Annotated in this window: 22 protein-coding genes; 15 read left to right on the forward strand and 7 right to left on the reverse strand. The window is 64.7% G+C overall.

Going from position 1 to position 22,721, the window contains the following annotated elements:
* The first annotated feature begins 12 nt into the window (after nucleotides 1-12).
* From nosZ to CW305_RS22920, 11 genes are all read left to right on the forward strand, one after another.
* Nucleotides 13-1,926: a TAT-dependent nitrous-oxide reductase gene (nosZ, locus tag CW305_RS22870; protein WP_104099085.1), complete on the forward strand. Its 1,914-nt coding sequence runs from the start codon at nucleotides 13-15 to the stop codon at nucleotides 1,924-1,926.
* 127 nt (nucleotides 1,927-2,053) lie between these two features.
* On the forward strand, nucleotides 2,054-3,364 hold the full coding sequence (locus tag CW305_RS22875; RefSeq protein ID WP_104099086.1) for a nitrous oxide reductase family maturation protein NosD: 1,311 nt from the start codon (nucleotides 2,054-2,056) through the stop codon (nucleotides 3,362-3,364).
* Nucleotides 3,361-4,287, forward strand: coding sequence for an ABC transporter ATP-binding protein (locus tag CW305_RS22880; RefSeq protein WP_041016031.1), 927 nt, complete (start codon nucleotides 3,361-3,363; stop codon nucleotides 4,285-4,287). Before CW305_RS22875 ends, CW305_RS22880 begins: the two co-directional genes overlap by 4 nt.
* On the forward strand, nucleotides 4,284-5,114 hold the full coding sequence (locus CW305_RS22885) for an ABC transporter permease (protein WP_014819157.1): 831 nt from the start codon (nucleotides 4,284-4,286) through the stop codon (nucleotides 5,112-5,114). Before CW305_RS22880 ends, CW305_RS22885 begins: the two co-directional genes overlap by 4 nt.
* Nucleotides 5,115-5,143: 29 nt before the next feature.
* Nucleotides 5,144-5,716 carry a nitrous oxide reductase accessory protein NosL gene (locus CW305_RS22890; protein ID WP_041016032.1) on the forward strand — a complete coding sequence of 191 codons (573 nt, stop codon included), beginning with the start codon at nucleotides 5,144-5,146 and terminating at the stop codon, nucleotides 5,714-5,716.
* A gap of 51 nt (nucleotides 5,717-5,767) precedes the next feature.
* Nucleotides 5,768-5,950: a twin-arginine translocase TatA/TatE family subunit gene (tatA, locus tag CW305_RS22895; protein WP_014819159.1), complete on the forward strand. Its 183-nt coding sequence runs from the start codon at nucleotides 5,768-5,770 to the stop codon at nucleotides 5,948-5,950.
* Between the two features lie 329 nt (nucleotides 5,951-6,279).
* A complete protein-coding gene (locus CW305_RS22900) occupies nucleotides 6,280-7,470 on the forward strand; it encodes an NnrS family protein (protein ID WP_041016033.1) in 1,191 nt (396 codons plus the stop codon).
* A 117-nt stretch (nucleotides 7,471-7,587) separates the two neighbouring features.
* Complete coding sequence (locus tag CW305_RS22905; protein WP_042923992.1) at nucleotides 7,588-8,331, forward strand: SDR family NAD(P)-dependent oxidoreductase; 744 nt, start codon at nucleotides 7,588-7,590, stop codon at nucleotides 8,329-8,331.
* 10 nt (nucleotides 8,332-8,341) lie between these two features.
* The gene (locus CW305_RS22910; RefSeq protein WP_104099087.1) at nucleotides 8,342-9,451 is read left to right on the forward strand and encodes a methyl-accepting chemotaxis protein; all 1,110 of its coding nucleotides are present in this window, start codon (nucleotides 8,342-8,344) and stop codon (nucleotides 9,449-9,451) included.
* 269 nt (nucleotides 9,452-9,720) lie between these two features.
* On the forward strand, nucleotides 9,721-11,163 hold the full coding sequence (gene ccoN, locus CW305_RS22915; protein WP_104099088.1) for a cytochrome-c oxidase, cbb3-type subunit I: 1,443 nt from the start codon (nucleotides 9,721-9,723) through the stop codon (nucleotides 11,161-11,163).
* A gap of 96 nt (nucleotides 11,164-11,259) precedes the next feature.
* Nucleotides 11,260-12,399 carry an HPP family protein gene (locus CW305_RS22920; RefSeq protein ID WP_014819164.1) on the forward strand — a complete coding sequence of 380 codons (1,140 nt, stop codon included), beginning with the start codon at nucleotides 11,260-11,262 and terminating at the stop codon, nucleotides 12,397-12,399.
* Nucleotides 12,400-12,423: 24 nt separating this feature from the next.
* On the opposite strand, the gene CW305_RS22925 is transcribed toward CW305_RS22920, so the two are convergent.
* The 7 genes from CW305_RS22925 to CW305_RS22955 all read right to left on the reverse strand — a co-directional run bounded on the left by CW305_RS22925 (nucleotide 12,424) and on the right by CW305_RS22955 (nucleotide 18,789).
* Nucleotides 12,424-13,284: a LysR family transcriptional regulator gene (locus CW305_RS22925; protein WP_014819165.1), complete on the reverse strand. Its 861-nt coding sequence runs from the start codon at nucleotides 13,282-13,284 to the stop codon at nucleotides 12,424-12,426.
* Nucleotides 13,285-13,386: 102 nt separating this feature from the next.
* Nucleotides 13,387-14,910 (reverse strand): nitrite reductase, encoded by a 1,524-nt coding sequence (locus CW305_RS22930; RefSeq protein ID WP_104099089.1) that lies wholly within the window; start codon nucleotides 14,908-14,910, stop codon nucleotides 13,387-13,389.
* The gene (gene cobA / locus CW305_RS22935) at nucleotides 14,901-15,737 is read right to left on the reverse strand and encodes a uroporphyrinogen-III C-methyltransferase (RefSeq protein WP_104099090.1); all 837 of its coding nucleotides are present in this window, start codon (nucleotides 15,735-15,737) and stop codon (nucleotides 14,901-14,903) included. Before cobA ends, CW305_RS22930 begins: the two co-directional genes overlap by 10 nt.
* Nucleotides 15,738-15,807: 70 nt before the next feature.
* Complete coding sequence (gene nirJ / locus CW305_RS22940) at nucleotides 15,808-16,989, reverse strand: heme d1 biosynthesis radical SAM protein NirJ (protein ID WP_104099091.1); 1,182 nt, start codon at nucleotides 16,987-16,989, stop codon at nucleotides 15,808-15,810.
* A gap of 157 nt (nucleotides 16,990-17,146) precedes the next feature.
* Nucleotides 17,147-17,395 (reverse strand): cytochrome C oxidase subunit IV family protein, encoded by a 249-nt coding sequence (locus CW305_RS22945; protein WP_013983984.1) that lies wholly within the window; start codon nucleotides 17,393-17,395, stop codon nucleotides 17,147-17,149.
* Nucleotides 17,396-17,405: 10 nt separating this feature from the next.
* The gene (locus tag CW305_RS22950) at nucleotides 17,406-17,993 is read right to left on the reverse strand and encodes a cytochrome c oxidase subunit 3 (protein WP_104099092.1); all 588 of its coding nucleotides are present in this window, start codon (nucleotides 17,991-17,993) and stop codon (nucleotides 17,406-17,408) included.
* Nucleotides 17,977-18,789, reverse strand: a complete 813-nt coding sequence (locus CW305_RS22955; protein WP_041771999.1) for a CbbQ/NirQ/NorQ/GpvN family protein — start codon at nucleotides 18,787-18,789, stop codon at nucleotides 17,977-17,979. Before CW305_RS22955 ends, CW305_RS22950 begins: the two co-directional genes overlap by 17 nt.
* A gap of 316 nt (nucleotides 18,790-19,105) precedes the next feature.
* On the opposite strand from CW305_RS22955, the gene CW305_RS22960 reads away from it, so the two are divergent.
* The 4 genes from CW305_RS22960 to CW305_RS22975 are packed head-to-tail and all read left to right on the forward strand — an operon-like array spanning nucleotide 19,106 to nucleotide 22,720.
* Nucleotides 19,106-20,818: a nitrite reductase gene (locus CW305_RS22960; RefSeq protein WP_104099093.1), complete on the forward strand. Its 1,713-nt coding sequence runs from the start codon at nucleotides 19,106-19,108 to the stop codon at nucleotides 20,816-20,818.
* A 56-nt stretch (nucleotides 20,819-20,874) separates the two neighbouring features.
* A complete protein-coding gene (locus tag CW305_RS22965; RefSeq protein ID WP_104099094.1) occupies nucleotides 20,875-21,189 on the forward strand; it encodes a c-type cytochrome in 315 nt (104 codons plus the stop codon).
* A 17-nt stretch (nucleotides 21,190-21,206) separates the two neighbouring features.
* Nucleotides 21,207-21,548, forward strand: a complete 342-nt coding sequence (locus CW305_RS22970; RefSeq protein ID WP_104099095.1) for a c-type cytochrome — start codon at nucleotides 21,207-21,209, stop codon at nucleotides 21,546-21,548.
* The gene (locus tag CW305_RS22975) at nucleotides 21,545-22,720 is read left to right on the forward strand and encodes a cytochrome D1 domain-containing protein (protein WP_104099096.1); all 1,176 of its coding nucleotides are present in this window, start codon (nucleotides 21,545-21,547) and stop codon (nucleotides 22,718-22,720) included. The genes CW305_RS22970 and CW305_RS22975 overlap by 4 nt, the downstream gene beginning before the upstream one ends.
* Nucleotide 22,721: the final 1 nt, after the last annotated feature.

Consider the following 22,721-nt stretch of genomic DNA (forward strand, 5'->3'; position numbering starts at 1 on the left):
GAGCGAAACCCCATGAGTGACAAGAGCAAGAACAATCCCGAGGTGCTGGAGAAGGGCGGCATGAGCCGTCGTGGCTTCCTAGGCGCCAGCGCGGTTACCGGCGCAGCCGTTGCGGCCACCGCCTTCGGTGGCGCAGTGATGAGCCGCGAATCCTGGGCCGCCGCGGTCAAGGATGCACAGCAGAACATCCACGTCGCGCCGGGCGAGCTGGATGACTACTACGGCTTCTGGAGCGGCGGTCACCAGGGCGAAGTACGTGTGATGGGTGTGCCGTCGATGCGTGAGCTGATGCGCATCCCGGTGTTCAACGTCGACTCGGCCACCGGTTGGGGCCTGACCAACGAAAGCCGCGCGATCCTGGGTGACAGTGCCAAGTTCCTCAACGGCGACTGCCACCACCCGCACATCTCCATGACCGACGGTAAGTACGACGGTAAGTACCTGTTCATCAACGACAAGGCCAACACCCGCGTCGCCCGTATCCGCCTGGATATCATGAAGTGCGACAAGATCCTCACCGTACCGAACTGCCAGGCGATCCACGGCCTGCGTCTGCAGAAGGTGCCGCACACCAAGTACGTGTTCGCCAACGCCGAATTCGTCATCCCGCACCCGAACGACGGCAAGGTGTTCGACCTGCAGGATGAGAACAGCTACACCATGTACAACGTGATCGACGCCGAAAAGATGGAGATGGCCTTCCAGATCATCGTCGACGGTAACCTTGACAACACCGACGCCGACTACACCGGCCGCTTCACTGCTGCTACCTGCTACAACTCGGAAAAGGCCTACGACCTCGGCGGAATGATGCGCAACGAGCGCGACTGGGTCGTGGTGTTCGACATCGAAGCTGCTGAAAAAGCAGTCAAGGCCGGCAAGTTCATCACCCTGGACGACTCCAAGGTGCCGGTGCTCGATGGTCGCAAGAAGGGCGACAAGGACAGCGAATTCACTCGCTACATTCCGGTACCGAAGAACCCGCACGGCTGCAACACCTCGTCGGATGGCAAGTACTTCATCGCCAACGGCAAGCTGTCGCCGACCGTGTCGATGATCGAGATCGCCAAGCTGCCCGATCTTTTCGCCGGCAAACTGGCCGATCCGCGTGACACCATCGCCGCTGAAGTGGAACTGGGCCTGGGCCCGCTGCACACCACCTTCGACGGTCGCGGCAATGCTTACACCACCCTGTTCATCGACAGCCAGGTGGTCAAGTGGAACATGGCTGACGCGGTCCGCGCCTACAAGGGCGAGAAGGTCAACTACATCAAGCAGAAGCTTGACGTGCACTACCAGCCGGGCCATATCCACGCCTCGCTCTGCGAAACCAGCGAAGCCGATGGCAAGTGGTTGGTCGCGCTGTGCAAGTTCGGCAAGGACCGCTTCCTGCCGACCGGCCCGTTGCACCCGGAAAATGACCAGTTGATCGATATCTCCGGCGATGAGATGAAGCTGGTGCACGACGGCCCTACTTTTGCCGAGCCACACGACTGCGTCATGGCTCGTCGCGACCAGATCAAGACCAAGAAGATCTGGGACCGCAACGACCCGTTCTTCGCTGGTACCGTGGACATGGCGAAGAAGGACGGTATCAACCTGGAGACCGACAACAAGGTCATCCGCGACGGCAACAAGGTGCGCGTGTACATGACCTCCATGGCGCCGGCATACGGTGTGCAGGAGTTCAACGTCAAGCAGGGCGATGAAGTCACCGTGACCATCACCAACATCGACCAGATCGAAGACGTGTCCCACGGTTTCGTCATGGTCAATCACGGTGCGAGCATGGAGATCAGCCCGCAGCAGACCTCTTCCATTACCTTCGTGGCTGACAAGCCGGGACTGCACTGGTACTACTGCAGCTGGTTCTGCCATGCACTGCACATGGAAATGGTCGGCCGCATGCTGGTCGAGCCCGCGTAAGCTGCTCCAACCATCGCCCGTTTGCGGTCGGGCGATGGTGTCGTGATTTCGCGAAGGGCTTCGGCATGCAGCCGCGGCCCTTCCGGTAACCGCCGTTCGCCTGCAAGCTGAAGAAGGTCAAAACGCAGTGTTCAAAGCTCAGGCTACTTTCTCGCGGTATTCAGCGGCAGTTTCGCTGCTGCTTTTATTCAGTGGTGTGGCCCAGGCGGCACCGCAAGCGATCACAACCCTGCCGCTGCAGCCCGATGGTGAGAACCGCTGGCGCTTGCCTGCCGGGGAATATCAGGGGCAGTTCACCATCGAGCAGCCCATGCAGCTGCGTTGCGAGCCGGGTGCAGTCATCCAGTCGCAAGGCCAGGGCAGCAGCCTGCTCATCAGCGCGCCCGACGTGCTCGTCGAAGGTTGCACGCTGCGCGAGTGGGGCGCCGACCTCACCGCGATGGATTCGGCAATATTCATCCTGCCTGCTGCGAAGCGTGCGCAGATCAGCAACAACCGCATGCGTGGCCCCGGGTTCGGCGTGTTCGTCGATGGCACCAGCGATGTGCAGGTGATCGGCAACCAGATCGACGGCGACGCCGGCGTTCGCTCGCAGGACCGTGGCAACGGCATCCATCTGTTTGCCGTGAAAGGTGCTCGGGTGGTCGGCAATCAGGTGCGCGACGTGCGCGATGGCATCTATATCGACACCTCCAACGGGAATCATCTGGAAGGCAACGTCATCGAGGACGTCCGCTACGGCGTGCACTACATGTTCGCCAACGACAACAGCGTGATCGACAACATCACCCGCCGTACCCGCACCGGTTACGCGCTGATGCAGAGCCGCAAGCTGATCGTCACGGGGAACCGCTCCGAGCAGGATCAGAACTACGGCATCCTGATGAACTACATCACCTATTCGACCATCACCGGCAACTTCGTCAGCGACGTGCAGCGTGGCGATACCGGTGGCGACAGCATGATCAGCGGTGGTGAGGGCAAGGCGCTGTTTATCTACAACTCGCTGTTCAACACCATCGAGAACAACCATTTCGAGAAAAGCTCGCTGGGTATCCACCTGACCGCCGGCTCGGAAGACAACCGTATCGCCGGCAACGCCTTCGTCGGCAACCAGCAGCAGGTCAAGTACGTCGCCACCCGCACCCAGGAGTGGTCGGTGGATGGTCGCGGCAACTACTGGAGCGATTACCTGGGCTGGGACCGCAATGACGACGGGCTGGGCGATGTCGCCTACGAACCCAACGACAACGTCGACCGCCTGCTCTGGCTGTATCCACAGGTACGTCTGCTGATGAACAGCCCGAGCATCGAAGTGCTGCGCTGGGTGCAGCGGGCCTTCCCGGTGGTCAAGTCGCCGGGCGTACAGGACAGCCATCCGCTGATGAAGCTGCCCACTGAAAAACTCCTTACTGACAAGCAGGAACCAACGTCATGAACGCCGTCGAGATCCAGGGCGTAAGCCAGCGTTACGGCAGCATGACCGTGCTGCACGATCTGAACCTGAACCTCGGTGAAGGCGAAGTGCTGGGGCTGTTCGGCCATAACGGTGCGGGCAAGACCACCAGCATGAAGCTGATTCTCGGCCTGCTCGCGCCGAGCGAAGGCCAGGTGAAAGTCCTGGGCCGTGCGCCGAACGATCCGCAGGTGCGTCGCCAGCTTGGCTACCTGCCGGAGAACGTGACCTTCTATCCGCAGTTGAGCGGCCGCGAAACCCTGCGCCATTTCGCCCGCCTGAAGGGCGCCGCGCTGAGCCAGGTGGATGAGCTGCTTGAGCAGGTCGGCCTGGCCCATGCCGCCGATCGCCGGGTGAAAACCTATTCCAAGGGCATGCGCCAGCGTCTCGGCCTGGCCCAGGCGCTGCTTGGCGAACCGAAGCTGCTGCTGCTCGACGAGCCGACCGTGGGCCTCGATCCGATCGCTACCCAGGACCTCTACCTGCTGATCGACCGCCTGCGTCAGCGCGGCACCAGCATCATTCTCTGTTCCCACGTGCTGCCGGGCGTCGAGGCGCACATCAACCGCGCGGCGATCCTCGCCAAGGGCCGCCTGCAGGCCGTCGGTAGCCTGTCGCAACTGCGTGCCGAGGCCGGGCTGCCGGTGCGCATCCGTGCCAGTGGCGTCAGCGAGCGCGACAGCTGGCTGCAGCGTTGGACCGATGCCGGGCACAGCGCCCGCGGTCTCAGCGAATCGAGTCTGGAAGTGGTTGCGGTCAACGGCCACAAGCTGGTGCTGCTGCGCCAGCTGCTGGGTGAGAGCGAGCCGGAGGACATCGAGATCCACCAGCCGTCGCTGGAAGACCTCTATCGCTATTACATGGAGCGCGCCGGTGATGTGCGCGCCCAGGAGGGTCGCGTATGAACCAGGTCTGGAACATCGCCCGCAAGGAACTCAGCGACGGCCTGCGCAACCGCTGGCTGCTCGCCATTAGCCTGCTCTTCGCGGTGCTCGCGGTGGGTATCGCCTGGCTGGGCGCCGCGGCCTCCGGCCAGCTTGGCTTCACCTCGATTCCGGCGACCATAGCCAGCCTGGCCAGTCTGGCCACCTTCCTCATGCCGCTGATCGCGCTGCTGCTGGCCTATGACGCCATCGTCGGCGAGGACGAGGGCGGCACGCTGATGCTGCTGTTGACCTATCCGTTGGGGCGCGGGCAGATCCTGCTCGGCAAGTTCGTCGGCCACGGGCTGATCCTCGCCCTTGCGGTGCTGATTGGCTTCGGCTGCGCGGCGCTGGCCATCGCGGTGCTGGTCGAAGGCGTCGAGCTCGGCATGCTGTTCTGGGCGTTCGGCCGCTTCATGATCTCCTCGACGCTGCTCGGCTGGGTGTTCCTCGCCTTCGCCTACGTGCTCAGCGGCAAGGTCAATGAGAAGTCCAGCGCCGCCGGGCTGGCGCTCGGGGTGTGGTTTCTCTTCGTGCTGGTGTTCGATCTGGTCCTGCTTGCGCTGCTGGTGCTCAGCGAAGGCAAGTTCAACCCGGAACTGCTGCCCTGGCTGCTGCTGCTAAACCCCACCGACATCTACCGCCTGATCAACCTGTCCGGCTTCGAAGGCAGCGGCAGTGCCATGGGTGTGCTGTCGCTGGGCGCCGATCTGCCGGTGCCGGCCTCGGTGCTCTGGCTGTGTCTGCTGGCCTGGATCGGCGTGTCGCTGCTGCTGGCGTACGGCATCTTTCGCCGGCGCCTGACCTGAATTCCATGAATCGAAAAGGAAATCCCTCTATGAACGCACTGCATCGCATCGGCGCCGGAACGCTCCTGGCCATGTTGCTCGCCTTCGGCCTGGCCGGCTGCGGCGAGAAGGAGGAGGTCCAGCAATCGCTCGAGCCGGTGGCCTTCCATGACACCGACGAGTGTCACGTCTGCGGCATGATCATCAGCGACTTCCCCGGGCCCAAGGGTCAGGCGGTGGAGAAGGGTAGCGTGAAGAAGTTCTGTTCCACGGCCGAGATGCTCGGTTGGTGGCTGCAGCCGGAGAACCGTCTGCTCGATGCCAGGCTGTATGTACACGATATGGGCCGTAGCGTTTGGGACAAGCCGGATGACAGTCACCTGATCGACGCAACCAGCGCCTACTATGTGATCGGTACGTCGCTCAAGGGCGCCATGGGTGCGTCGCTGGCAACCTTCGCCGAAGAGCAGGCCGCCATGCGCCTCGCCGAGGAACACGGTGGCCGGGTATTGCGTTTCGAACAGATCGATCAGGCGCTGCTGCAGGAAGCAGCGAGCATGCAGCACGGCGGCATGCACGAGCACATGCCCAGCGATGCACACAACGCACACCAGGGGCACTGAGGCGTACTCAGTGGCCGCAACCACTCTTCCGACACATTCGAGGTAAGCACAATGATGGGTATCAGCGTCTGGCAACTTCTGATCATTCTTCTGATCGTCGTCATGCTGTTCGGCACCAAGCGCCTGCGTGGCCTGGGCTCCGACCTGGGCAGCGCGATCAGCGGCTTCCGCAAGTCGGTCAGTGATGGCGACAGCGTCACCCAGGCCGAAACGGTCAAGCAGGAAATCAAGTAAGCAAAGCGTCCACTTCGCTCGGCCAGCCTCCCCTAACACGCCGCTTGCGCGCTGCCGGGGAGGCGCATGCCCGCCGCCGTTGAGAGCCGCCCAAGCGGCTCCAATGCTCGATAATTGTGGCCGTTTCGCACCGCAACGGTGCGTCTGCAGGCGGTCTCCGGGCGCCGACCGTCACTTTCCCGCCGCCTCCGCGAAAATCTGATCGCAATCAAGTCTGTTGATGGCGCCTACCCTGTAGAAAGTAATCCTGGCTCCTGTAAACGGGAGCGATCATTCGTCCGGCGCGCGTTCGTTGTGCTGTCGGACATAGAAAGTCTGGAGGCCCTTCCGTGCAAGTTATCGATCGGCGAAAAGCCCTGAGTGTTCCGCCTATCTGGCGGCTCGCCTTTCGCCCCTTCTTTCTCGCCGGCAGCCTGTTCGCGCTGCTGGCGATTCCGCTCTGGGTCGCCGCGTGGACCGGGCTCTGGCCGGGCTTTCAGCCCACCGGTGGCTGGCTGGCCTGGCACCGTCACGAAATGCTGTTCGGTTTCGCCATGGCAATCGTCGCCGGCTTTCTGCTCACCGCGGTGCAGACCTGGACCGGCCAGACGGCGCCGTCCGGCAATCGCCTGATGGGGTTGGCGATGCTCTGGCTGGCCGCGCGCCTGGGCTGGCTGTTCGGCCTGCCGGCCGCTTGGCTGGCTCCGCTCGACCTGCTGTTCCTGCTGGCGCTGGTCTGGATGATGGCGCGGATGCTCTGGGCCGTACGGCAGAAGCGTAACTACCCGATCGTGGTGGTACTGACGCTGATGTTCGGTGCGGACGTGCTGATCCTGGTCGGCCTGCTGCAGGACAACGATGCGCTGCAGCGCCAGGGCGTGCTCGCCGGGCTGTGGCTGGTCGCGGCGCTGATGGCGCTGATCGGCGGCCGGGTGATTCCGTTCTTCACTCAGCGCGGCCTGGGCAAGGTCGAGGCGGTCAAGCCCTGGGTCTGGCTGGATGTCGCCCTGCTGGTGGGCACCGGGATCGTCGCGCTGCTGCACGCCTTCGGCGTCGCCCTGCAGCCGCATCCGCTGCTGGGCCTGCTGTTCGTCGCCATCGGCGTCGGCCATCTGCTGCGCCTGGCGCGCTGGTACGACCACGGTATCTGGAAGGTCGGCCTGCTCTGGTCGCTGCACCTGGCGATGCTCTGGCTGGTGGTCGCGGCATTCGGCCTGGCGCTCTGGCATTTCGGTCTGCTGGCGCAGTCCAGCCCTTCGCTGCATGCGCTGAGCGTCGGCTCCATGGGCGGATTGATCCTGGCGATGATTGCCCGCGTGACCCTCGGCCACACCGGCCGGCCGCTGCAGTTGCCGGCGGGCATCATTGGCGCCTTCGTGCTGTTCAATCTGGGCACGGCCGCGCGGGTATTCCTCTCCGTCATCTGGCCGGTCGGCGGTCTGTGGCTAGCGGCGGCCTGCTGGGCGGCGGCCTTCGCCCTGTATGTCTGGCGCTACGCGCCGATGCTGGTCGCACCACGGGTCGACGGCCATCCGGGCTGAGCACCGAATCGTTTCACCGGGGCAGGTGCCCGTCGCGCCTGCTCGTCAATACCAAGCCTTAGAACCGCTGCCGCGAGGCGGCTTGTGACTCGGCGTGCGCCGAGCTCGGAGATGATGATGAAAAGCGAGTTTCAGGATCGTCTGGCTGTCGTCACCGGCGCCAGTTCCGGAATCGGTCTGGCGTTGTGCGCGGCCTTGCTGCAGCGCGGTGCTCGGGTGCTGGCGATGTCACGCAGCATCGGCGGTCTCGAACCGCTGCTGGAAACCCACGCCGACCAGCTGCAGTGGCTGAGCGGCGATGTCACCTCGGCTGAAGATCTGGCCCAGCTGGCGCGCCGTGCCGCGCAGATGGGACCGGTGCACTACCTGGTGCCCAACGCCGGTATCGCCGAGCTGGCCGATGGCCTGGACATGGCCGCCTTCGATCGGCAGTGGGCGGTCAATGGCGCCGGTGCGCTGAACACCTTCGCTGCGTTGCGCACCGAGCTGGCCAAGCCGGCCTCGGTGGTCTTTGTCGGCACCTTCCTGATCCGCTCGACTTTCCCCGGGCTGGCGGCCTACATCGCCAGCAAGGCGGCGTTGGCGGCGCAGGCGCGCACGCTGGCGGTGGAGTTCGCGCCGCTGGATGTACGCATCAACATGGTTTCGCCCGGCCCGACCGCCACCGCCATCTGGGGCTCGCTGGGGCTCAACGACGATCAGCTCGAAGCGGTCGCCGAGGGCGTCACCAAGCGTCTGTTGCCGGGGCATTTCCTCGAGTCGGCGGCGGTGGCCAACGTCATCCTGTTCCAGCTGTCCCAGGGCGCGCGCGGCGTGTTCGGTCAGGACTGGGTGGTGGACAACGGTTACACCATCAGCTGAGGTGTAGCTCATGTGGTTCAAGTGGAAGCACAGCGCGACACGCCTGGAGCGGGAGCTTAATGCGCTGCAGGCCAGTCACGCCGAACAGGCGGCGCGCGTCGCTGCGTTGGAGCAGCAGCTGCAGGCGGCAGAGGCTGCCAGCCAGCAGCGCCAGCGACAGCTCGACTATTACCGGGGTGTGTCGGAAAGGCTGATTCGCTTCAGCACCTCCGTGGCCCATCTCGGCGAGTCGTTCGAGTTCCTCACCGGGCAGTTGGGCGATAACAAGGCCCGTGCCGGCGAGGTCGCCGCCGCGGCGCTGAGCAACCAGAAGCATTTCGGCGAGCTGCAGGGCAAGGCCGCCGAGATGGAGGACGGCCTCGGCCTGGCCTCGCGCAAGGTCGATACCCTTGCCGAGCGCTCGCAGGAGATCAACGGCATCGTCGATCTCATCAGCGGCATCGCCAGCCAGACCAATCTGCTGGCGCTGAATGCCGCGATCGAGGCGGCGCGTGCCGGCGAGGCCGGGCGTGGTTTCGCGGTTGTCGCCGGGGAGATTCGCAGCCTGGCGGAAAAGACCGCGCTGGCGACCGATGACATCGTGCGCAAGATTGGCGAAGTGCAGGCCGAAATCCGCAATGTGCATGACTACATCCAGCTGCAGGGCAGCCACGCCAAGGGCTTCAGTCGAACCACCGAGGTGGCGGTCGAGGCGATGCGTACGCTCTACCAGCTGGCCGGGGCGATGCGTGCCAGCAGCGCCGCGTCTTCCTTCCGTGCCGGCATCGAGCTGGCCAATCTCGACGAGCTGTCACTGAAGTTCGTGGTGTACAACCACCTGCTGAGCGACCAGGCACAGCCGATTCCGCAGCTGCCGAGCGAGCGCGACTGTCGTTTCGGCCGCTGGTATTACGGCGAAGGCAACCGCGACATCCAGGCGCTGGACTGCTTCCGGCAGATCGAGCGGCCCCACACGGCGGTGCATGCCCAAGGGCAGGCGGCGCTGGATGCATTTGCTCAGGACGCCCTGGAAACCGCGCTGCGCCACCTTGGCCAGATGGAGGACGCCAACCTGGAGGTGATGCGTATCGTCACCGCCGTGGTCGATCAGTACGAGAAAGGGGCGAGTCGCGCGGCCTGATGGTACAGACGCCCGCGTTTTCGCTCGTGATGTCGTTGGTGCAAAAATATTGCGCTTATCGAGCAATACTATTCGTTAGATAACATTTAAAGCGCCGCAGACAATGCGCACGCATTCCGTCTGCGCGGCAATTCGCCGCGCTCGATATGAACCGGTCCCAGGAGGAGCGGCGAGCGGATGCGGCGTGCCGGTCCGTCGACCATTGCCAGCGCTGCGCTGGCAGATCTCGATGTTCGTTCCCTGGCGCCCGCGTCGGCCGCCGGGCGAGCATGAGCGAACTGAACAACAGTCCCGAACCGATTGCCTACAACTACCACGTGGTGCGCCAGTTCACCCTGATGACGCTGGTCTGGGGTGTGCTCGGCATGGGCCTCGGCGTCTTCATCGCCGCTCAGCTGGTGTGGCCGCAGCTGAACTTCGACCTGCCCTGGACCAGCTTCGGCCGGTTGCGGCCGATCCACACCAATCTGGTGATCTTCGCCTTCGGTGGCGGCGCGCTGTTCGCCTCGTCCTTCTACATCGTTCAGCGCACCAGCCATGCCCGGTTGATCTCCGATCGGCTGGCGGCGCTGGTTTTCTGGGGCTGGCAGGCAGCCTGCGTGGCAATGCCGATCAGCTACGCGCTGGGCTACACCACGTCCAAGGAATACGCCGAGATGGAGTGGCCGATCGCACTCTGGGTGACGCTGATCTGGGTGCTCTACGCCTATCTGTTCTTCGGCACCATCGCCCGCCGGCGCATCCGGCACATCTATGTCGGCAACTGGTTCTTCGGCGCCTTCATCATCGTCACCGGCATGGTGCACATCATCAACCACGCGCTGGTGCCGGTAGGGCCGCTCAAGTCCTACTCGCTGTATTCGGGCGCCACCGATGCGATGGTGCAGTGGTGGTACGGGCACAGCGTGGTGGGCTTCATCCTCTCGGTCGGCTTTCTCGGGATGATGTACTACTTCGTGCCCAAACAGGCGGGGCGGCCGATCTACTCGTACCGTCTGTCCATCGTGCATTTCTGGGCGATCATCTCGATCTACATCTGGGCCGGCCCGCATCATCTGCACTACACCGCGCTGCCGGACTGGGCGCAGAGCCTGGGTATGGTGATGTCGATCATCCTCTTGGCGCCGAGTTGGGGCGGCATGATCAACGGCATGATGACCCTCTCCGGTGCCTGGCATAAGTTGCGCACCGACCCGATCCTGCGCTTCCTGGTGGTCTCGCTGGCGTTCTACGGCATGTCGACCTTCGAAGGCCCGATGATGGCGATCAAGACGGTCAATGCGCTGTCGCACTACACCGACTGGACCATCGGGCACGTACACGCCGGGGCGCTGGGCTGGGTGGCGATGATCTCCATCGGCTCGCTGTACCACCTGATTCCGCGGCTGTGGGGGCGCGAGCAGATGCACAGCATCGGCCTGATCAACGCGCACTTCTGGCTGGCGACCATCGGCACGGTGCTCTACATCGCCTCGATGTGGGTCAACGGCATCACTCAGGGCCTGATGTGGCGGGCGATCAACGAAGACGGCACGCTGACCTATTCCTTCGTCGAGGCGCTGGAAGCCAGCCATCCCGGCTACATCGTGCGCATGGCCGGCGGCGCCATCTTCGCCAGCGGCATGCTGCTGATGGCGCTGAACACCTGGCTGACCGTGCGCACCCGCCGCGACGAGCGCGTGCCGCAGGCAGCGCCGCTGCTGGCCAGCTGAACGCCCGGGCAGCTATCTCGCTCAAAAACCGGTCCAGGGACGGACCGCTCCACCGCCCGCCGGGCGGTCTCTCCGATTTCGACACAAGCAGGACCAATGCACGACTCTTTCGCCCTCTGGATTCGCTCGTTCCTTCCCGCCCCGCTGAATGCTTCGCCGAAGGAGTGGTTGCGCGCCGCCCTCGGCGTCGCCATCGTCATGCCGCTGGTGTTCTGCAGCGGCTACATGCTGGTCGGCAGTTCGTTGACCCTGCAGATCATGGGGCCAGCCGGCGCCTCGGCGGTGCTGGTGTTCGTCGCCTCGTCCAGCCCGTTCGCCCAGCCATGGGCGGTTCTGGTTGGCAATCTGCTGGCGGCGCTGATCGGCATCAGTCTGGGCATGAGCGGCTTGCCCAGTATCGCCTCGCTGGCGCTGGCGGCTTGCCTGTCGCTGCTCTGTCTGTTCTATCTGCGCTGCCTGCATCCGCCGAGCATCGCGCTGGCGCTGGTGGCGGCGGTGGGCAGCCCGGAGCTGCATCAGCTGGGTTACGCGCTGGTCGGGCCAGTGCTGTTCTATTCGGCGCTCCTGGTGACGGTCGCGCTGGTCTACAACAACCTGACCGGGCATCCCTATCCGAAGCCGCGGCTGAGCCGCGAGAACAGTCATCACACCCGCGACCTGCCGCCGGGCGAGCGCATGAGCTTCACCCATGACGACGTTGACCGGGCGCTGCAGGAATTCGGCGAGTATGTCGACGTCACCCGTGACGACCTCGAACGACTGATCAAGCAGACCGAGAAGCACGCCCTGCGGCGCAGCATGGGCGAGATCACCGCGGCGCACGTGATGTCACGCGATCTGTACTGGCACACGCCGGATACCTTCATCGAGCAGGCCTGGCAGACCCTGCAGGTGCACCGGCTGCGCTCGCTGCCGGTGGTGCAGGGCGACGACCATCGGCTGGTCGGCATCGTCACCCAGGTGGACCTGCTCAAGCACTTCCACCCGCGGCCCGGGCGGCTCAGTTTCGGTCAGCTGAACTTCCTGCGCGGCACCAAGCTACGCGCGATCATGAGTTCGCCAGTAGTCTCGGTGACCGCCGATACGCACATGGTCGAACTGGTTTATCTACTCTCGGATCGCGGCCTGCACTGCCTGCCGGTGGTCGATGCGCAACAGCGGCTGGTCGGCATGATTACCCAGACGGATCTGATCGCCGCGCTGTACCGTAACTGGCTCAAGCAGCTGCCGGACTGAGTGGCCACGAGTCCGGCGCGACGCTCAGATATCGTAGTACCAGCGTGACCAGTCGTAATCGTCGAGGGCTACTTCGCGCAGCAGCTCGACGGCCTTGAGCAACGCGGGCGATTCGCTGGCGCGTGCATGCACCAGGTAGACCGGATAGCTGAACTCCGGCGCCTGCTCCACTCGCTTGAGAACCCCTTCTTCCAGATAGCGCTGGACCACGCGGGTGCGAAAGTAGCCGCGGCCGCCGCATTGCACCAGATACTGCAAGGCCAGCGGCCCGAGGCTGAATGACAGCGCGGCGCGGGTGTATTCCGGCAGCGCCTGGTTATGCTGCTTGCGAAATGCCGGCCCCCAATCCACGTACAGATACGGCGTTGGATTCTGCGCCTGCACCACCTGGATCAGCTTTTCCTCCAGCAGCTGTTCGACCTGCAGACCGGGCAGGTACTCCGGCTGGTGTACCAGCGCGGCGTCGAGCACGCCGAGGTCGAGCTTCTTCTGCAGCTCTTCGCCGCTGCCCACTTCCAGTCGCACGGCGTGGCCCGGCAGCGCTTGCCGCAGCCGCTGGACCCAGGCCAGCATCAGCGGGTTGCACAGGCTCACCTCGGCGCCGAGCGTGAGCAGTTCGCCATAACCGCGTGGCAGCGGCAGGTCGCGCCGCGCGGCCTCCCAGGTCTGCACCAGCTGGCGGGCATAGGCGGCAAAGCGCTCGCCATCGGCCGTCAGCCGCGCCCCGGCGCGATTGCGCACGAACAGCCGGCAGCTCAGCTGGTTTTCCAGGTTCTGTATGCGCGCGGTGACGGCCGTCTGGGTGATGTGCAGGCGCTCGGCCGTGGCGATGAAGCTGCCGCTGCGAATGATCTCGAGAAAGGTGCGGGCGAGATCAATATCCATGGTCGACCTTAAATGCAGTGAACGTGACGGTACCGATGATTGTAGGGGGTTGTGACCGTCGTGGGGGCGCCCACCTTGAATCGGTGGGCGATCCGCTCACGATCAGTGCGAGGTGCCTTCGGCGAACTCGATCTTGTTGCCGACGTTGTACTTGCCGGAGGGCTTGTTCATCGGGATGCGTTTAACCTCCTCCAGCGTCTTGGCGTCGTAGACGAGCAGGGCGCCGTCGGTGTCCCAGACGCTGAGCAGGGCGTAGCGGCCGTCGTTGGTGAACTCGACGTGGGCGGCGTTCTTGCCCGGCATCGGGCGCAGGGTGTGGGCGACTTCCAGGGTCTGCTTGTCGATGAGGTGCACGGCGTCGTTGTTCGGGCCGAAGAACACGTCGGTCCAGGCGTAGGGCGAGTTGGCTTGGCTGCGCATGAAGAAGCCTGGGCCTTCGGTGGGAATCTCCTTGATCAGCTTCCAGGTTTCCAGGTCCAGCACCGAGATCAGCCCCTTACTGACGTTGGGCGTGGCGAACACCCACTTGCCGTCGCGTTTCCAGTAGATACCCGAGCCCAGGTGCGGCATGCCTGGCAGCGGGATATCGGTGACCGCCTTGCCGGTATCCAGGTCGATCACCTGGCCGCCGTGGGCCTTGCGCGAGGTGGCCAGCAGGTGGCGGTAGTCGGGGGTGAAGGAGAAGTCGTCGAGGAAGTCGGCGGCCTCGATGCGCCGGGGTTCGAAGGTCGGCTCGCCGGCGTAGGAGAGCTCCCAGGCCTCTTTTACGTCCTTCAGCGCGACCACGAAGCTGTCGCGCGGCGGAGCGGTGTATACGGCGCTGACCCGTGACGGCGTGCCATCCTGGCCGACGGTGGGGATGTGCTTGACCAGCGACAGGTCGCGGGCATCGAGCAGCACCAGATTGCCCGGCAGGTAGTTGCCCACCAGCACCCAGCGGCCATCGTTGCTGACCGCCAGGTTGCGCGTGTTCAGCCCGGCGCGAACCTCGGCGATCATGCTCAGGTTGTGCAGGTCGTAGACGCTGACCCAGCCGTCGCGGGAGGCGAAGTAGACGAAGCGGCCATCCGGCGAGAACTTCGGCCCGCCGTGCAGGGCGAAGTGCGACTGGAAGTTGGCCAGTTCCTCGAAACGGTCACCATCCAGCACCCGCACATGGTGATTGCCGGCTTCCACCACGACAAACAGGTTGAGCGGATCGGCGCCGTGCTGCGGGGTCGTCGGCAGCGTGGCGACGTCCTTGAGAATGCGGTGGCTGGCACGGATGTCGGCGTCGCTCCAGGTCGGCGGCACGGCTGAGGGCTGGTACAGATAGTCGACCAGCCCGGCGATCTGCGCGTCGTTCAGCACCTGGGAGTAGGCGCCCATCTGGCTCGCCGGGCGACCGTCGCGGATCACCGCCTGGGCTTCGGCCGGCTTGATGCGGCTGAGGCTTTCCGGCAGCAGCGCGGGGCCGGTGCCGCCGAGCCGGTTGACGCCATGGCAGCTCTGGCAGTGCTGTTCGTAGAGTGCCTGACTTTCGGCTGGCGGGGTCGCCGCCTCGGCCCGCGGGATGGCCAGGTCGAGGGCGACAAAGGTGGCTGCCGGCAAGGCGGCGGCCAGCAGCAGGCTGGGTATCAGTTGCATAGGGCCTCCGATTGCGCGGCTGGATCACCCTGCAGCCGCGCCGGGTGCTGAACCTGACGATCTGCGAACAGGCCCACCACCCGACCGATCACGGTCAGGGTCGGCGGGGTGAGATGCTGCTGGTCGGCCATGCTCGGCAGCTGGCGCAGCGTGCAGCGCACCACCTGCTGGTTCTCGCGGGTGCCGTTGCCGATCAGCGCGGCGGGGGTATCCACCGGCAGGCCGGCGGCGATCAGGTTGCGCGAGATCTCGCCGAGGCTGGCCAGGCCCATGTAGAACACCAGGGTCTGGCCGCCCTGTGCCAGTGCTTCCCACGGCAGGTGCAGTTCGCCGTTGCTCTGCAGGTGGCCGGTGATGAACTGGCAGGAATGCGCCAGGTCGCGATGGGTCAGCGGGATGCCGGCGTAGGCGCTGCAACCGGCCGCGGCGGTGATGCCTGGCACCACCTGGCAGTCGATGCCGCGCTGCAGAAGGAATTCGAGCTCCTCGGCGCCGCGACCGAAGATGAACGGGTCGCCGCCCTTGAGTCGTACCACGCGCTTGTTCTGCAGGGCCAGGTCGGCCAGCAGCTGGTTGATCTCCGGTTGCGGCAGGCTGTGGTAGCCGCTGGTCTTGCCGACGTAATGGCGACTGCAGGCGGCAGGCAGCAGGGCCATCAGGCCGTCGCTGACCAGGCGGTCGTAGACCACCGCGTCGGCCTGTTGCAGCAGGCTCCAGGCGCGCAAGGTGAGCAGCCCGGGATCGCCCGGACCGGCACCGACCAGAGCGACCTCGCCCGGGGCGAACGCCGCGCTCAGCGAGGCGGGAAGTGTGAGTGGCTGGTCCATGCGGTGCTCCTGAATTCTCATCGGGCTTACGGAGTGCGTTGCTGCGGCGCTTGGTCGGCCGCTCGATCGGTCAGATGGCGATGCTGGGAATGCGCTCGACGGCGGGCAGGCCGATCTCCTCATCGGAGAGGTAGCAGCCTGGGTCTTCGGCCCAGAGATCGCCCCGCGCCCAGGCGCGGGTGCGGGTGTTGCCGTTGCAGATCGACAGCCAGCGGCAGTCGGCACAACGGCCGCCAACCGCACGCGGGTGTTGGCGCAGCTCCTGCAGCAGCGGCGCCGGCTCGTTCAGCCAGATGTCGCTGAAGCGCTGCCGGCGCACGTTGCCGACGGTGTGCTGCCACCAGTAGGTGTCCGGGTGCACGTCGCCGATGTTGTCGATGTTGGCGATGCCGCTGCCCGAGGCGTTGCCGCCCCAGGCGCGCAGCATGCCTTCCAGGCGCTCGCGATGTTCCGGCAGGCGCTGCTCGACCCACTGCAGCAGCAGGACCGCGTCGGCGTCGTTGTTGCCGCTGACGAAATCGGTCTCGCGGCCGTGCTGGACGTCGTCCCAGGCCTGCTCGAAGAGCTGGCGCATGGCGTCGCGGGTCATCTGGTGATGGGCGTCGGCCTTGCGGCTGCGCTTGCCGCGGCCGCTGTAGTTGAGGTGCGAGAGGTAGAACTTCTGCACGTCGTGTTCGCGCATCAGCGCCAGCAGGGCTGGCAGCTGCGGGTAGTTGTTCTGCGTCAGGGTGGTGCGCAGGCCGACGCGGATGTCGCGCTGGCGGCACAGGTCGATGGCATGCATGGACGCGGCGAAGCTGCCCTTGAGCTGGCGCCACTCGTCGTGCACCGCCTCCAGACCGTCGATGCTGATGCCGACGTAGTCGAACTGCGCGGCGGCGATACGTTCGATGTTGCTCTCGTCGATCAGCGTGCCGTTGGTCGACAGCGCAACGAAGAAGCCCCTATCGCGGGCGTAATCGGCGAGCTGGAAGATGTCGGCCCGCAGCAGCGGCTCGCCGCCGGAGAGGATCAGCACGCGCACACCGGCTTCGTGCAGGTCATCGATCACCTTCAGCGCCTCGACGGTGTCCAGCTCGTCGCGGAACTCGCTGTCGGCGGAGGTGGCGTAGCAGTGCTTGCAGGTCAGGTTGCAACGGCGCAGCAGGTTCCAGATCACCACGGGGGGGCGCTTGCCGCTGGCGCTGCGGGCACCGAGCACCTTGGTGGCCGGCCGGGCCAGGGCGCGCAGGTAATGGCTGATTCTCAACATGGTCGGCTCCGCTTCGGCAGCGTGTGACACCGGGCGCGCCGTCTCGCGCGTCCAACTCTTGAGTGGCAGGATCACCGAGCGAGGTAGGGCTGACCTTGATCAGAAACAATAAAAGTTGCAGGGCTATTGGTGCCGGGCGGGCAGGCCGTACCGCTGGTCAGAGCAGCGTCAGCAGCACGCCGATGGCCATCAGCAACGGCCAGCCGAGCAGCAGCAGGCGCCAGGCTGGCGGGGCATGGCGCAGTTCCATGAAGCCATCGGTGATCAGCCAGGCCTTGCCGAAGGCGGCCAGCAGAACGCCTGCCGTCAGTGCCAGGGTGGCGCCGGCACTGCCGAGCACGACGGTGGAGACCGAAAGCGCGGCCAGGCCGAGCCAGCAGGCGACCAGCAACTTGGAAGCGGACATGACGACCTCGTCAGTTCAGCACGTAGACCAGCGGGAACAGCAGCACCCAGACCAGATCCACCATGTGCCAGTAGAGCACCCCGGATTCCAGCCCGCTGTGCGCGTCCGTGCGGTAGGCACCGCGCCGGCAACGCTCGGCCAGCCAGCCGAGAATCACCATGCCCAGCAGCACGTGGAGGAAATGAAAGCCGGTGAGAATCCAGTACAGGGTGAAGAAGGTGTTGTGCTCCATCCCCAGGCCGAGCCCGGCCAGGTGGCCATACTCGTTGAGCTTGAGCACCACATAGACGCACGCCGAGGCCAGCGCCGCGAGCAGCAGCAACGCGGCACGACCCTGCCGCGCCTGACGGACCTGTTCCACTGCCAGCGCGGCGAGCAGGCCGGAGGTCAACAGGCTCAGGGTCAGTGCCAGGCCGATGGAGCTGTCCAGTGCCGCGCGGCTTTCGCCGAACAGCTGGGGGTTGAACATCTGGGTGACCGCGAACGCCAGGATCAGGATGGCGAACACCGTCAGCTCGGCGAGGATGAAAAACCACATCGCCAGGTCACCCGGCAGGCGCCGGGACGGCTGGGCGACGTGTTCAGCCGAAGTGGACATCGACCACATCCATCAGCGCGGCGACCGTCTGCGGGTCATCCGACAGCGGCTCGGCGAGGCACGCCAGGCAGGCCTGCCGCGGCGTCATGCCGGAGCGGATCATGCGTGCGGTGAAGATCAGCAGGCGGGTCGAGGCGACTTCCTCCAGATCGTGCTGCTCCAGCCGACGCAGTGCCTGGCCAAGCTTGACCACTTGGGCGGCGAGCGCGGCATCGACCTGCGCCTCGTTGGCGACGATGCGCTCTTCCTCGGCGGCTGGCGGATAGTCGAAGCGCATCGCCACGAAGCGCTGGCGGGTGCTTGGCTTCATGCCCTTGAGCAGGTTCTGGTAACCGGGGTTGTAGGACACCACCAGCATGAAGCCCGGCGGCGCCTTCAGCGCCTCGCCGGTGCGCTCGATGAACAGCTCGCGGCGATCGTCGGCCAGCGGATGCAACACCACGGCGGTGTCCTGGCGCGCCTCGACCACTTCGTCCAGGTAGCAGATGCCGCCTTCGCGCACGGCGCGGGTCAGCGGTCCGTCCTGCCACCAGGTGCCCTGGGCGCCGATCAGATGACGGCCGACCAGGTCGGCGGCGGAGAGGTCGTCATGACAGGCCACGGTGTACAGCGGCAGGTTCAGCCGGTGCGCCATGTGCTGCACGAAGCGCGTCTTGCCGCAGCCGGTCGGGCCCTTGATCAGCACCGGCATGCCGTGCTGCCAGGCCTGCTGGAACAACTGCTCCTCGTTGCCCAGTGGTTGATAGAACGGGGCATCCGGTGTGCCGGCGGCGGTTGGGATCTCGAGCGCATTCACAGGCAATACCTCACGGCAGCAGTTGGTTATCTCGATCGCCACGCTACCGATGCGGGTCCGGCCGCTCAAGCAGCCTGCCGGCAAAGCTTGATTGCGATCAAGCCCGCTGCGGATGCGTGGCGGAGCGAGACCCAGCGCAAGGTTTGCCCGCGACAAGGCGTCACGCTCAGGGGGTGAGGAGGGATCTCTTGATTGTCGTCAAGCGGACCCGCAAAGCCGCTCTCATAGGATGCCCGTGCATCAACAACAACTGGATCTGCCGTACCGCCGTCACCTGAGCAGGAAGCGCATCCCGCGTTTCCAGAGGAGAAACAGCATGAAAAAACCACTACTGGCTGGATTCGTCGCCGGCTTCTCGTTACTCGCTCTGGGCATTGCTCAGGCACAGAACAATCCGGAAGACAAAGCCGAGGCTGCCTATAAGGGGCAAGCGTCGGCAGTCGATCCGGCCAGTGCACAGGTCGTGCATTCACCGGGCGCACCGGACCTCACCTCCGCCGAGTTCGAGCAGGCCAAGGAAATCTACTTCCAGCGCTGCGCCGGCTGTCACGGTGTGCTGCGCAAGGGCGCGACCGGCAAGCCGCTGACGCCTGACATCACCCAGGAGCGTGGCCAGGCCTATCTGGAAGCGCTGATCACCTATGGTTCGCCTGCCGGTATGCCGAACTGGGGGACGTCCAACGCGCTGACCAAGGACCAGATCACGCTGATGGCCAAGTACATCCAGCACACTCCGCCGACCCCGCCCGAGTGGGGGATGAAGGAGATGAAGAATTCCTGGAACGTGCTGGTCAAGCCGGAAGATCGGCCGAAAAAGCAGATGAACAAGCTGAACTTGCCGAACCTGTTCTCCGTCACCCTGCGTGACGACGGCAAGATCGCCCTCGTCGACGGTGACAGCAAGAAGATCGTCAAGACCATCGACACCGGTTATGCAGTGCATATCTCGCGCATGTCCGCTTCGGGTCGTTACCTGCTGGTCATCGGTCGCGATGCCAAAATCGACATGATCGACCTGTGGGGCAAGGAGCCGGTCAAGGTCGCTGAAATCAAGGTCGGCATCGAGGCCCGCTCGGTTGAAACTTCGAAGTACAAGGGCTACGAGGACAAGTACGTGATCGCCGGCGACTACTGGCCGCCACAGTTCACCATCATGGATGGCGAGACCCTCGAGCCGCTGCAGATCGTCTCCACCCGCGGCATGACCGTCGGTACCCAGGAATACCACCCGGAACCGCGCGTCGCGGCGATCATCGCCTCCCACGAACATCCCGAGTTCATCGTCAACGTCAAGGAGACCGGCAAGGTCCTGCTGGTCAACTACGAAGACATCAACAACCTGACCACCACAATGATCGGCACCGCACCGTTCCTGCATGACGGCGGCTGGGACGTGAGCCACCGCTACTTCATGACGGCAGCGAACAACTCCAACAAAGTTGCGGTGATCGACTCGAAAGAGCGCAAGATGGCCGCGCTGGTCGATGTCGGCAAGATTCCGCACCCAGGCCGTGGCGCCAACTTCGTGCATCCGAAATTCGGACCGGTATGGGCAACCAGCCACCTGGGCGACGAGACCATCTCGCTGATTGGCACCGACCCGGACAAGCATCCGAAGAACGCCTGGAAAGTGGTCGAGACTCTGAAGGGCCAAGGTGGCGGTTCGCTGTTCATCAAGACCCATCCGAAGTCCAAGCACCTGTACCTGGATACCACCTTCCACCCGGACGCCAAGATCAGCCAGTCCGCTGCAGTCTTCGACATCAGCAATCTGGAGGGAGGCTACAAGGTGCTGCCCATCGGCGAGTGGTCCGGCCTGAAAGGCGGGGCCCAGCGCGTGGTGCAGCCGGAGTACAACGAGGCGGGCGACGAAGTCTGGTTCTCGGTCTGGAATGGTCAGGAAGAGGAGTCCGCGATTGTTGTCGTAGATGACAAGACGCTAGAACTCAAAACAGTGATCAAGGACAAAAGGTTGATTACCCCAACCGGTAAATTTAACGTCCACAACACTCAGTACGACGTTTACTGAGTCCACCTGGGGGCGGGCCTCAAGATCCGCCCCCGATTAGCCTTGAGGAAGTACTCATGAAAAAAATTCTGCTCCCATTGCTCGCCCTTGGCGGCGCGCTGGCCCTGCAGCCGGCGTTCGCACAGGACGGCGAAGCGCTGTTCAAGAGCAAGCCTTGCGCCGCGTGCCATAGCATCGACGCCAAGCTGGTAGGCCCGGCGTTCAAGGAAGTCGCCGCCAAGTACGCAGGGCAGGACGGCGCTGCCGATCTGCTGGCCGGCCACATCAAGAACGGCAGCCAGGGCGTATGGGGTCCGATCCCGATGCCGCCAAACCCGGTCACCGAAGAGGAAGCCAAGACCCTCGCCGAGTGGGTTCTTAGCCAGAAGTAACACCCCAGGAGGACGTCATGATTCAGTCCCGCCAAGTAGTATCGCGTTTGGGGCTCGCCCTGGCGTCCTTCCTCCTGATTCCCACCACCCTGGCCGCGGCCCCCACTGCCGAACGCCATGCGAAGCTCGACCATCTGCTGCTTCAGGACTGTGGCTCCTGCCATGGCCTGCGCATGACCGGCGGTCTTGGCCCCGCGCTCACCCGCGAGGCGCTAGCCGGCAAACCCCGTGACAGTCTGATCGCCACCGTTACCCACGGCCGCCCCGGTACGGCCATGCCCGGCTGGAATGCCCTGCTCGACGAGCAGGACATCGCCTACCTGGTTGACCGCCTGCTCGAAGGATATCCCAAGCCATGATTCGTCCTTTTCTGCTGCTCGCTGCGGCCGGTCTGCTCGCGGCCTGTGCACAGCAACCGCTGCGCGGCACCGGTGACCTCGGGGTGGTGGTGGAGCGCGCCACCGGTAGCCTGCAGATCATCGAGAGCAGCAACCAGAGCCAGCTCGCCCGCATCGAGGGCCTGGGCGACCTGTCCCATGCCTCGGTGGTGTTTTCCCGCGATCAGCGTTACGCCTACGTATTCGGCCGCGACGGCGGGCTGACCAAGGTCGACCTGCTGCGCCAGCGCATCGATCGTCGCGTCATCCAGGGTGGCAACAGCATCGGTGGCGCCATCAGCCAGGACGGCACGCTGATCGCGGTCGGCAACTACGAGCCGGGCGGGGTGAAGGTATTCGATGCCAAGACCCTGGAGCTGGTCGCCGACATACCGGCGACGCCGCTGGCCGACGGCAGCCGCAATTCGCGGGTGGTCGGTGTGATCGACGTGCCCGGCCGGCGCTTCATCTACAGCCTGTTCGATACCGATGAAACCTGGCTGCTGGATTTCAGCCAGGGCAACCAGCCGCAGATCACCCGTTTCGAGGGTATCGGCCGCCAACCCTACGATGCGCTGCTGACTCCTGAAGGGCGCTATTACATCGCCGGCCTGTTCGGCGAGGACGGCATGGCCAAGATCGACCTCTGGCATCCCGAGCGTGGCGTCGAGCGCATTCTCGATGGTTATGGCCGCGGCCAGCAGAAACTGCCGGTCTACAAGATGCCGCACCTGGAAGGCTGGACCGTGGCCGGCAACCAGACCTTTGTCCCCGCCGTCGGCCAGCATCGTGTGCTGGTGATGGATTCCGAGAAGTGGCAGCAGACCGACGCCATCGACGTTGCCGGTCAGCCGATCTTCGTCATGGCACGACCTGACGCGCGGCAAATCTGGGTCAACTTCGCCCACCCCGACAACGGCAAGGTCCAGGTCATCGACAGCGAGACCCACGAGGTCATCGCCGATCTGGAACCGGGCCCGGCCGTGCTGCACATGGAGTTCACCGCCCGCGGCGATCAGCTCTGGCTGTCGGTGCGCGATGGCGAGGAAATCCAGGTCTGGGACCCCTACACCCTGAAGCTGCTCAAGCGACTGCCGGCGCAGAGTCCGAGCGGCATCTTCTTCAGCAGTCGCGCCCACGAGACGGGGTTGTGAC

Source organism: Stutzerimonas kunmingensis, assembly GCF_002929225.1.
GTDB lineage: Bacteria > Pseudomonadota > Gammaproteobacteria > Pseudomonadales > Pseudomonadaceae > Stutzerimonas.

Bases quoted from the DNA above. Each gene is read 5' to 3' on its own strand.
- nosZ (WP_104099085.1), top strand. From the start codon at position 13: ATGAGTGACAAGAGCAAGAACAATCCCGAGGTGCTGGAGAAGGGCGGC.
- CW305_RS22880 (WP_041016031.1), top strand. From the start codon at position 3,361: ATGAACGCCGTCGAGATCCAGGGCGTAAGCCAGCGTTACGGCAGCATG.
- CW305_RS22885 (WP_014819157.1), top strand. From the start codon at position 4,284: ATGAACCAGGTCTGGAACATCGCCCGCAAGGAACTCAGCGACGGCCTG.
- CW305_RS22890 (WP_041016032.1), top strand. From the start codon at position 5,144: ATGAACGCACTGCATCGCATCGGCGCCGGAACGCTCCTGGCCATGTTG.
- tatA (WP_014819159.1), top strand. From the start codon at position 5,768: ATGATGGGTATCAGCGTCTGGCAACTTCTGATCATTCTTCTGATCGTC.
- CW305_RS22905 (WP_042923992.1), top strand. From the start codon at position 7,588: ATGAAAAGCGAGTTTCAGGATCGTCTGGCTGTCGTCACCGGCGCCAGT.
- CW305_RS22910 (WP_104099087.1), top strand. From the start codon at position 8,342: ATGTGGTTCAAGTGGAAGCACAGCGCGACACGCCTGGAGCGGGAGCTT.
- ccoN (WP_104099088.1), top strand. From the start codon at position 9,721: ATGAGCGAACTGAACAACAGTCCCGAACCGATTGCCTACAACTACCAC.
- CW305_RS22920 (WP_014819164.1), top strand. From the start codon at position 11,260: ATGCACGACTCTTTCGCCCTCTGGATTCGCTCGTTCCTTCCCGCCCCG.
- CW305_RS22925 (WP_014819165.1), bottom strand. From the start codon at position 13,284: ATGGATATTGATCTCGCCCGCACCTTTCTCGAGATCATTCGCAGCGGC.
- CW305_RS22930 (WP_104099089.1), bottom strand. From the start codon at position 14,910: ATGCAACTGATACCCAGCCTGCTGCTGGCCGCCGCCTTGCCGGCAGCC.
- cobA (WP_104099090.1), bottom strand. From the start codon at position 15,737: ATGGACCAGCCACTCACACTTCCCGCCTCGCTGAGCGCGGCGTTCGCC.
- nirJ (WP_104099091.1), bottom strand. From the start codon at position 16,989: ATGTTGAGAATCAGCCATTACCTGCGCGCCCTGGCCCGGCCGGCCACC.
- CW305_RS22945 (WP_013983984.1), bottom strand. From the start codon at position 17,395: ATGTCCGCTTCCAAGTTGCTGGTCGCCTGCTGGCTCGGCCTGGCCGCG.
- CW305_RS22950 (WP_104099092.1), bottom strand. From the start codon at position 17,993: ATGTCCACTTCGGCTGAACACGTCGCCCAGCCGTCCCGGCGCCTGCCG.
- CW305_RS22960 (WP_104099093.1), top strand. From the start codon at position 19,106: ATGAAAAAACCACTACTGGCTGGATTCGTCGCCGGCTTCTCGTTACTC.
- CW305_RS22965 (WP_104099094.1), top strand. From the start codon at position 20,875: ATGAAAAAAATTCTGCTCCCATTGCTCGCCCTTGGCGGCGCGCTGGCC.
- CW305_RS22970 (WP_104099095.1), top strand. From the start codon at position 21,207: ATGATTCAGTCCCGCCAAGTAGTATCGCGTTTGGGGCTCGCCCTGGCG.
- CW305_RS22975 (WP_104099096.1), top strand. From the start codon at position 21,545: ATGATTCGTCCTTTTCTGCTGCTCGCTGCGGCCGGTCTGCTCGCGGCC.